Source organism: Synechococcus sp. GFB01, assembly GCF_001039265.1.
Lineage (GTDB): Bacteria > Cyanobacteriota > Cyanobacteriia > PCC-6307 > Cyanobiaceae > NIES-981.
This window is the reverse complement of record NZ_LFEK01000070.1, coordinates 1-8,771: the sequence shown is the minus strand read 5'-3', so window position 1 is coordinate 8,771 and position 8,771 is coordinate 1. Positions and strand designations below refer to the sequence as shown.

Annotated in this window: 6 protein-coding genes, 1 tRNA gene and 1 pseudogene; 2 read left to right on the top strand and 6 right to left on the bottom strand. The window is 68.1% G+C overall.

Annotated features, from left to right (window positions below; genetic code table 11):
- Window positions 1-436: 436 nt before the first annotated feature.
- From SYNGFB01_RS16400 to SYNGFB01_RS08810, 3 genes are all read right to left on the bottom strand, one after another.
- Window positions 437-1,024, bottom strand: coding sequence for a CAP domain-containing protein (locus tag SYNGFB01_RS16400; RefSeq protein ID WP_082325961.1), 588 nt, complete (start codon window positions 1,022-1,024; stop codon window positions 437-439).
- Between the two features lie 1,984 nt (window positions 1,025-3,008).
- On the bottom strand, window positions 3,009-3,167 hold the full coding sequence (locus SYNGFB01_RS14655; protein ID WP_161795880.1) for a hypothetical protein: 159 nt from the start codon (window positions 3,165-3,167) through the stop codon (window positions 3,009-3,011).
- 482 nt (window positions 3,168-3,649) lie between these two features.
- A tRNA-Arg gene (locus SYNGFB01_RS08810) sits at window positions 3,650-3,723 on the bottom strand.
- 432 nt (window positions 3,724-4,155) lie between these two features.
- On the opposite strand from SYNGFB01_RS08810, the gene SYNGFB01_RS15495 reads away from it, so the two are divergent.
- Complete coding sequence (locus SYNGFB01_RS15495; protein WP_053068416.1) at window positions 4,156-4,608, top strand: hypothetical protein; 453 nt, start codon at window positions 4,156-4,158, stop codon at window positions 4,606-4,608.
- On the opposite strand, the gene SYNGFB01_RS08800 is transcribed toward SYNGFB01_RS15495, so the two are convergent.
- Both SYNGFB01_RS08800 and rsmI read right to left on the bottom strand, forming a co-directional pair.
- Window positions 4,587-4,841, bottom strand: a complete 255-nt coding sequence (locus SYNGFB01_RS08800) for a hypothetical protein (protein WP_048017754.1) — start codon at window positions 4,839-4,841, stop codon at window positions 4,587-4,589. The genes SYNGFB01_RS15495 and SYNGFB01_RS08800 overlap by 22 nt on opposite strands.
- 38 nt (window positions 4,842-4,879) lie before the next feature.
- The gene (gene rsmI / locus SYNGFB01_RS08795; RefSeq protein ID WP_048017756.1) at window positions 4,880-5,806 is read right to left on the bottom strand and encodes a 16S rRNA (cytidine(1402)-2'-O)-methyltransferase; all 927 of its coding nucleotides are present in this window, start codon (window positions 5,804-5,806) and stop codon (window positions 4,880-4,882) included.
- Between the two features lie 25 nt (window positions 5,807-5,831).
- Here rsmI and SYNGFB01_RS13270 point away from each other — a divergent pair.
- Window positions 5,832-6,764: pseudogene (locus SYNGFB01_RS13270) on the top strand (3'(2'),5'-bisphosphate nucleotidase CysQ); the annotation flags it as partial.
- Between the two features lie 32 nt (window positions 6,765-6,796).
- Here SYNGFB01_RS13270 and SYNGFB01_RS08785 read toward each other — a convergent pair.
- On the bottom strand, window positions 6,797-8,771 hold a 1,975-nt coding region (locus SYNGFB01_RS08785; RefSeq protein ID WP_048017752.1), incomplete at its 5' end, for a polyribonucleotide nucleotidyltransferase.

Sequence of the window (8,771 nt, the reverse complement as noted above, 5' to 3'; positions counted from 1 at the left end):
TTGAGCGCCTGGGCCCGGCTGTCGGCGAGAGCCCTGACATCCTCGGCATGGCTGCTGCCACTGGAGGCCTTCACCACCAGGGCATCACTGCCCTGCTGATCCAGACATTCCTGCACCTTGATCAGTACGTGTTGCGGGATCCGGATCAGCTGGCTGCCGCCCGGATGCTGGAAGGCCGGACGGCCGGATTGGGTGCCATGGCGGTCCTCAGGGTTCGTTCACCCTATGGGCGTCACAGGAGGCCTGTCCAGCGACACGAGGCGTCCGAGCGGCAGCAGGCTGAAAGGGTCTGCGGATCGCCTTCGAGGCGACCCGGCACCCAGGGCGAGATCCTTGCTGAGCAGTGGGGCTCCGGCTGAGGCCTGTGTCGATGGTGCCGCGATGCTCTGCAGCGGGGACGATCAACGGCCTCCCCCGGTCCATGTGGCCCACATCACTACGAGGAGCCTGTCTTCATGGNCGCTCCGAAGACCTGGGTGTAGTAACGCTGACCGGTGCTTCGGTCGATGGCCATACCGACTCCCAACTCACGATATCGGGGCAGCAGGATGTTCTTCCGATGACTCTGACTGTCCATCCAGAGCTGAAAGATCTGAGCCTGAGGGAAGAGATGGTATCCCATGNCGATATTCTCGCCAACGAAAACATAGGCATAACCGGCTCGCCGGACCCTGCTGCNGACGGTTGAGCCATCGGAACCACTGTGGGCAAAGAATCGCTTCGCAGCCATATCGCGTGCGTGAGCCGCAGCGGCCTGCGACAGCGCTGGGGAGTAGGAGAGGGGCAAGAGTCCTCTCTTGAGACGTTCCTCGTTCGCGCGGGAGAAGATGTCAGCGTGTGGGCCGAGGATCACGCCGGCGATCGTTGCCTGACCTGAGCCGGACTCCTCTCCCGCCGGGGAGGAGCCAGTGCCTGAGAAGGCGGAAGCCCCTGGATTCAGCGATAGGCAGAGGCTGAGGGTGGCGGCCAGAGCCTGCAGGGCAGCATGTCTGGCTGTTGATGGTCTGATGTGGAACAGGGCCATGGCCCAGGAAGGCGGAGCGTGGCGATCTCCTGCTTTCCCGTGGATGTCGTATCGATCATCCCGCAGGGGAAGAACAAGAGTTGAACGTCAGTTTAGGCGTCCTGGCAAGTGCCGGCCTCCTGATGCACGAAGGGGCCTCTCCATCTGTTTCCCTCGGGAGGAAGTGTGGCAGCATGACTTCCGATCCTCGGCGATCTTGAGGGAAGCGGGCGACCCCAACACGTCTGCGTAGGGAACATCCGAGCTTGTCGGGCGTCCCTATGGCCTAAGGCGATTGGCTCGCAAGGTCTATGAGGGGCTTCAACGCTGGACGGGTATTTGCACCTAATGACACAACTTATCGGCTAATAGCAGAATCAGAGGCAACTAATGGGGNCGAGCGATGAGCATGAAGCCGTTTACGCCTCAGTTGCAGGCCGCCTTCGGGTTGGCGTCGCTCGCGAGCCTGGTCACCTCCTGTGCGCGGGTTCAGCCTCGAGTGATGCNGCTCAAGATTACCGAGGTCGGGACGAATAAAGTAGAACTCTTTCTTGATGACCCGGGATCGTGGCAGCTGAACAATTTCTTCTTGACTTATGAGAATTCCAGAGGAGTGCAAAGCGGGGTAGACCTTGGAACTCTGGGCAGGGACATGNCTGGTAATTCGTTTCTCATCGTTTGGGAAGATGGAAGCTACCAGGGNCCTCCGGTCGCCCAGGATTATTCAGGCGGTCAGACCGGCTACGTTCCTGGGATCAAAGTCCAGAATGACTTCTTTCGCGGTATCGGTTCCAGGCCCAGCGAGGTCCGCGTCAGCGGCACCGCCAACCGCGTCACGGGACTTCTTGCGATCTTCCCCATGGTGTCCGAGACCAGAGTCGACGANGTGGTGCGTTTCGGGATGCCAGATAGTGATCAACCGAATACTGGAGGCACGTTCACTGGAACACTCGGGAACCCTGCCGGATCCCTACCGCTGGCCCGAGTTTTCCAAAGTTCGGGCAGTCCGTTGGACACCGACACGGCAAGCGACTGGCGACCGAATCTGGGCTCCTGGGGGGTCCCCACTCCCTGATTGCGGGCGAAGCTGACCGTCGCTGGGGATCGCTGGGATTGAACCATTCAGCGATCCACGGGCTTACCGATAGGCGTTTCGCGGCAAATCCCAGCGCCACCTAGCTATCCCACCGCAGACCTTCTCCAACCCCAGCCGGTCGTATCGCCAGAGGTGCCCCTCACGATGGGCCATGCCGCCAACCTCCAGCATCGGCGTCTGCTTGTGAAGCCCCTGCTGCGAAGCTCCCGCAGGCGGGCAGCATCAGGTCCGCTGATCCACAGCTCTTCCATCTGCTCGCAAGTAAGCACCTCTGTAACCCCAGTCAACGTGTTTTCACGCCCTTCGCCAGCTGGGTACCTTGAGGGAGGGGATCATGGGNCATGCCCCAGGCGCCTGGCGCGTGATGCGCTGACTTCAGCAGAGAGCGAGACTGAGTCAGTCTGAACGCGTTGGACAAGGTTGAAGGTTGTGATGCCTGTAAGACTTCAGGCTGCCACCTTCGATGCCTTCAACAACCTGAGGATTGTGAGTGGTGGCCATCAGCGCCCACTCCTCGTTCACCTTCTCCAAGCCACGCAACAGGAGCCGATCCAGCCCTCCGGAGTCCTTGCTGCGTCAGTGGGATCGAGTCACCCGGGCAACTGGATGGCTCTTCTCCGTGAACAGTTCCAGCCCCCNGAAGTTCAGCCGGCCGCAGCCCGAGCACGGCCAGGGCATCCCAGGCCACCAGGTCGNCAGATGTGAGGCGGTGGCTGCGCTGGAGCCTTGCCCGCAGTTCCGCCAGTTCCGCCTCCGTGAAAGCCCTCACCCCAGCCGGTGCCGCCGCGGCCCTGCCGTTTCTCCTCAGGCTCGCCACTTGCACAGGCCATTCCCACCCGGCTTCACTCCAGAGCCTGCGGATGCGGTCGTGCGCCATCTGCCGGATGCGGCTGGTGGGTTGCCACTGCCTCAGCACCGCCTCAGCACTGCCTTCAGCAGTTCACGATCCGAACCCGATTGCTGCTGCCCCGCCATCGCCACCAGTCGGTTGAACGGCGGGAGGTAGTGGCGCATCCATGTCGTTGGGCTCACCTGCGCGCACCCCAGGCGCAGGCGCAACTGCTCCACCAGCCGCTCCAGGGTGGCCGGCGTCAGCCGGTTCGCCTCTCCTGCGGCGGGGATGGCTTCGGGGGCGGGCTATTGCCAGCCGCCAGCCATGACGGCATTGAACACCGCGTCGGCTTCGCTGAGAGCGGCGGCAGCGGTTGCGGGGCCTGGAGGAGCGGAGAGGCTGTGGGCCTTCGCTTGTGCACCTGCTCCGGGGCCTCACCTGGCCGCAGCAGCGGCAGCTCGGCGCTCACTCCCGCAGCCTGTCGCGATGCCGCTCCAGGACACTGCTGGCCCGGTCAAGGGGGTGGGCCTTGAACGGACTGGCTCAGGCTCCGCTGCCAAGGAGGGGAGGCCATGGCGCCGGGTGAAATCCGGGCGATGTACTGGCATTTCTCGGGGCAATCGGGGGCAATGAGGCACTCATGCCGGCGACTGCAGCGACCCTGGAAACCCCTTCCTTGTAGGCCTTGATCCCTCTGTTGACCGGCAATCCCTTGCAACGCCCCCTGATGGATTCGAACCATCGACCGGCTGCTTAGAAGGCAGCTGCTCTATCCGGCTGAGCTAAGGGAGCAGGCCGGCCCGTTGGCTGGCCAGGGGCATTGTGCCAGTGGCACGGGCCGCTCCCCCTAGAGTGCTGGGCTGCGCAGGATTGGCCGATGGCCGCACCCCGGCTGAGCGAGGAGCAGAAGACGGCGCTGGTGGAGCGCTACCGGGCTGGCGGTGCTGCGGCGGATCTGGCTGCCGCCTTCGGCTGCAGTGCCGCCACCGTGACGCGGGTGGTGAAGGCGGCCCTTTCCCCGGATGAGTACGAGCAGCTCAAGCAGGGGCGGGGCCGCGGCGGCAGCGTGCTGCGGCCACCGGTGCCGCCGCCGACGAGACTGAACCGGTTCTGGCGGCGGCGCCGGTTGGATCGGCGCGGCCCGGGGCACCCGGGCCTGCACCCAGACCCACCGGCGCAGATGGAACCGGCGACGACGAAGCGGGGGAACACGAACCCCACGGCGTGCTGGCGATCGATGACGCCGACGACTTCGGCGACGACGCCGACACTGACGCCGAGCCGGATGGCGATGGCGACGGCGACGAGGATGCCTTCGTGCCCGTGCCGGTGCTGCCCCTGGCCGCTGCCGGCCAGGAGCTGGTGGAGTGCAGGCCCCTGGAGCAGGCGTCGCTGCCCGCCAGCGCCTACATGCTGGTCGACAAGACCGTGGAGCTCGAGGCCAGGCCGCTGAAGGACTTTCCCGAGCTCGGCCCGTTGCCGCCGGAGGAGGAGGAGCACCGGGCGCTGCAGATGTTCGCCAATCCCCGCCACGCCAAGCAGCTCTGCGGCCGCAGCCAGCGGGTGATCAAGATTCCCGATCCCTGGCTGCTGCACCGCACCGCCCGCTATCTGGTGGCCCAGGGGATCACCCGCCTGGTGCTGGAGGGCAGCGTCTATTCCCTGCCCGGCAGCTGATCGGCCGGCGGCCCGGAACGGGGCAGCAGCAGCGCCGTGCTGCAGCCGCCGCTCAGCACCCCCACCACCAGGGCGATGCCCACCAGAAAACCCACCGGCAGCGGCGCCGTGCGGCCGAAGCCCACGTTGAGGCTGGGCCGCTGCTCGAGGTTCTGGGCGCCGAGGCAGAGCAGCAGCAGCAGCAGGGTGCTGCCCGTCAGGCTGGCCAGCACGAGGCGCAGGCGCAACAGCATCGGGCGGCTTCCAGGGGCGGTGGGGTGAGTCTGCCCGCTCAGGCGTCGCCCTGCAGCGCCTTGCCGCGGCCCTCCTCGCTGTGCAGCAGGGCGTAGAGCTGCCGGCGGCTGTGGCCGCTGCGTTCGGCCAGGCTGCGGGTGGCCTCGCGGCGGCTGAGACCCTCCCGCACCAGCTGCTCCAGCTCGGCGCGCAGCCGCACCTCATCCCAGGCCGGTGTGGCGGGGGGCGGTGGCGCACCACCCAGCACGAGGGTGCATTCGCCCACCGGCGGGGTGCGGCGGAAGTGCGCCAGGGCGGCGCTCACCGTGGGGCCCACCTGCTGCTCGTGCCGTTTGGTGAGCTCGCGGGCCACCTGCAGGGGCCGATCGCCGAGCAGCTCCTGCAGATCCTCGAGCAGCTCCAGCAGGCGGTGAGGGGCTTCGAACAGCACCAGGGTGCGCGGCTCGCCGGCCAGCTCCCGCAGCCGTTTGCGGCGCTGGTTGGCCCTGGCCGGCAGGAACCCCTCGAAGCAGAAGCGCCCCGTGGGCAGGCCGCTGCTCACCAGGGCGGTGGTCACGGCGCTGGGGCCCGGCACGCAGATCACCTCGTGGCCGGCGGCGCGGGTGGCGGCCACCAGCGCCTCGCCTGGATCGGAGATGCCCGGCAGCCCGGCATCGCTGATCACCGCCACCGCCTCGCCCGCGGCCAGGGCCGCCAGCAGCTCGGGGATGCGGGCGGTCTGGTTGTGCTGGTGGAAGCTCACCAGTCGGGGGCCGCGGCTCTGATCGGGGTCGCCGTGGCCTGAGCTGTCGCCACGGCGCAGCCCGAGCTGGTGCAGCAGCAGGCCGCTGCGGCGGGTGTCCTCGCAGGCGACGCGGTCGACTCCCGCCAGCACCTGGCGGGCCCGGGGCGAGAGATCGCCGAGATTGCCGATCGGGGTGCCCACCAGATACAGCACGCCGCCGGCCGGCTCCTGGCCCTGCATCACAATGCCCGTTTGGCCCAGGTCCATGATGCCGGCATCCCTGCCCCTGCCCAGCGGCGTTGCCCTCGAGCCGCTGCTGGCGGAGCTGCGGCGGCTGAGCTGGGGGGCGGCCGACATCCTGCTGGCCTACGGCCGCGGCGAGCAGCCGCCCTACGGCTTCCCGCCGGCGCTGAGCGTGGATCACGGCGGCGAGGGCCCCGTGAGCGCGGCCGATCTGGCCGTGAACCGCTGGCTCCTCGATGGGCTGACCGAGGCCTTCCCCGGCGCCGGCTGGACCCTGCTCAGCGAGGAGACCGCCAGGGAGCAGGTCACCGCTGGCCAACCCCTGGCGGCCGAGTGGCTGTGGATTCTCGATCCGCTCGATGGCACCAAGGACTTCCTGCAGGGCACCGGCGAGTACGCCGTGCATCTGGCCCTGGCCCATCGGGGCGTGCCGGTGCTGGGGGTGGTGCTGCTGCCGGAACTGGAGCAGCTGTGGCTGGGGCTCACGGCGGAACTGGCCGTTGAGGGCGGCGGCCAGGCCTGGTGCGAGAACCGCGCCGGCGAGCGCACGCCGGTGCGCTTCAGCCAGCGGCGCCAGCTGGGCGAGCTGGTGCTGGTGGCCAGCCGCAATCACCGCGACGCGCGCCTCGAGCAGCTGCTGGCGGTCCTGGAGCTGGGCGACACCCGGGCGATCGGCAGCGTGGGCGGCAAGGTGGCCACGATCCTGCGCGGCGAGACCGATCTCTATGTGTCGCTCTCCGGCCGCAGCGCCCCCAAGGACTGGGACATGGCCGCCCCCGAGGCGGTGCTGCGCGCCGCCGGCGGCGCCTTCAGCCATGCCGACGGCCGGCCGCTTACCTACAACACCGGCGATGTGCGCCAGGCCGGCTGCCTGATCGCCAGCCACGGCCTGGCCCACGCCGAGCTGTGCGAGCGGGCCGCGGCGGCGATGGCCGTGATCGACCCCGGTTTGCGGTGTAGGGGGCGCAGCGGCCCCCTGTTGTGGCCTCAGACCGGCAGCGGCGCGTCGGCCTGGGGCACGCCGCGCAGGGTGAGGTTGATGCGTCCGCGGTTGTCGATCTCCCGCACCCGCACGGTCACCTCGTCGCCCACATTGACCACGTCCTCCACCTTCTCCACGCGCGCTTCCGAGAGCTGGGAGATGTGGATCATGCCCTCCTTGCCGGGGAGGATCTCCACGAAGGCGCCGATCGGGATCACGCGGNTCACGGCGCCCTTGAACACCTCGCCNTCCGACACGCGGCGGGTGAGGCCCTCGATGATGCGCTGGGCCTCCTCGGCAGCGGCGCCGTCGTGGCTGGCGATCGTCACCACACCGCCATCCTCGATGTCGATCTTGGTGTTGGTGCGCTCGGTGATGCCCTTGATCGTGCGGCCGCCGGGGCCGATCACGGTGCCGATCAGCTCCGGGTCGATGCGGAAGCTGAGCAGGCGCGGGGCGTGGGGGCTGAGGGTGTCGCGCGGCTTGTCGATCGCCTCGAGCATCTTCTCGAGGATGTGCAGCCGGGCGGGACGGGCCTGGTTGATCGCCTCGGCCACGGTCTTCACCGCCAGGCCGGTGATCTTCATGTCCATCTGCAGGGCGGTGATGCCCTTCTCGGTGCCGGCCACCTTGAAGTCCATGTCACCGAGGAAGTCTTCGATGCCCTGAATGTCGGTGAGGATGCGCACCTCGTCGCCCTCCTTGATCAGGCCCATGGCGGCGCCGCTCACCGGGGCCTTGAGGGGCACGCCGGCATCCATCAGCGCCAGGGTGCTGCCGCACACCGAGCCCATCGAGGTGGAGCCGTTGGAGCTGAGGCACTCCGACACCACCCGCAGCACGTAGGGGAAGGTCTCCTTGGGCGGCAGCACCGGCACCAGGGCCCGCTCCGCCAGGGCGCCGTGGCCGATTTCGCGGCGGCCGGGGCTGCGCATCGGCTTGGTTTCGCCGGTGGAGTAGGGCGGGAAGTTGTAGTGGTGCAGGTAGGTCTTTTCGGTCGACGGATTGAGGTCGTCCATCTCCTGGGCGTCGCTCGGGGTGCCGAGGGTGGCGCAGGAGAGCACCTGGGTGAGACCGCGCTGGAAGAGGCCCGAGCCGTGCACGCGGCGGGGCAGCACGCCGGCGGCGGCCTGGATCGGACGCACCTCATCGAGCTTGCGGCCGTCCACGCGCTTGCCGTCCTGCACGATCTGGGCGCGCATCAGCTTCTTGGTGAGCGCCTTGTAGCCGTTGGCCAGCGCCTTGCCGTTGGCGCTCACCGCCTGCTTCACCGGGTCGTCGTCCTTGAGGGCGGCGATCGCCTCGCTCACCCCGGCCTTGATGGCATCGAGCCTGGCGTCGCGCTCCGTCTTGGGCAGGCTGAACTGCTGCAGCACCTCGCCGATGGCAGCGGAGCACTGCTTCTCGAGGAAGGCGGGCAGGGTGGTGTCCTCCTGGAGGGGCTCGGGGATCACCGGCTCGACGCCGAGTTCCTTGAGCAGGGTCTGCTGGGCCTTGATCAGCTCACTCACCGCTTCGTAGCCGAAGTCGATGGCTTCGATCACATCCTGTTCGGGCAGCTGGTTGGCACCCGCCTCCACCATGATCACGCCGTCCGGCGTGCCGGCCACCACCAGGTCGAGGTCGGAGCGCTCGATCTCGCGGTAGCTGGGGTTGAGCACGAAGTCGTCGCCCAGCAGACCCACGCGCACCGCCGCCATCGGGCCGTGGAAGGGGATCTTCGCCAGCAGGGTGGCCATCGAGGCGCCGGTCACGGCGAGCACATCGGGCGGCACGCGCTCATCGAGCGACAGGCAGGTGGCCACGATCTGCAGGTCGTCGCGCATCCAGCCCGGGAACAGGGGCCGCATCGGCCGATCGATCAGGCGGGCGATCAAGGTGGCGCGCTCGGGCGGGCGGCTCTCGCGGCGCATGAAGCTGCCGGGGATGCGACCGGCGGCGTAGAGCCGCTCCTCGTAGTCGCAGATCAGGGGGAGGAAG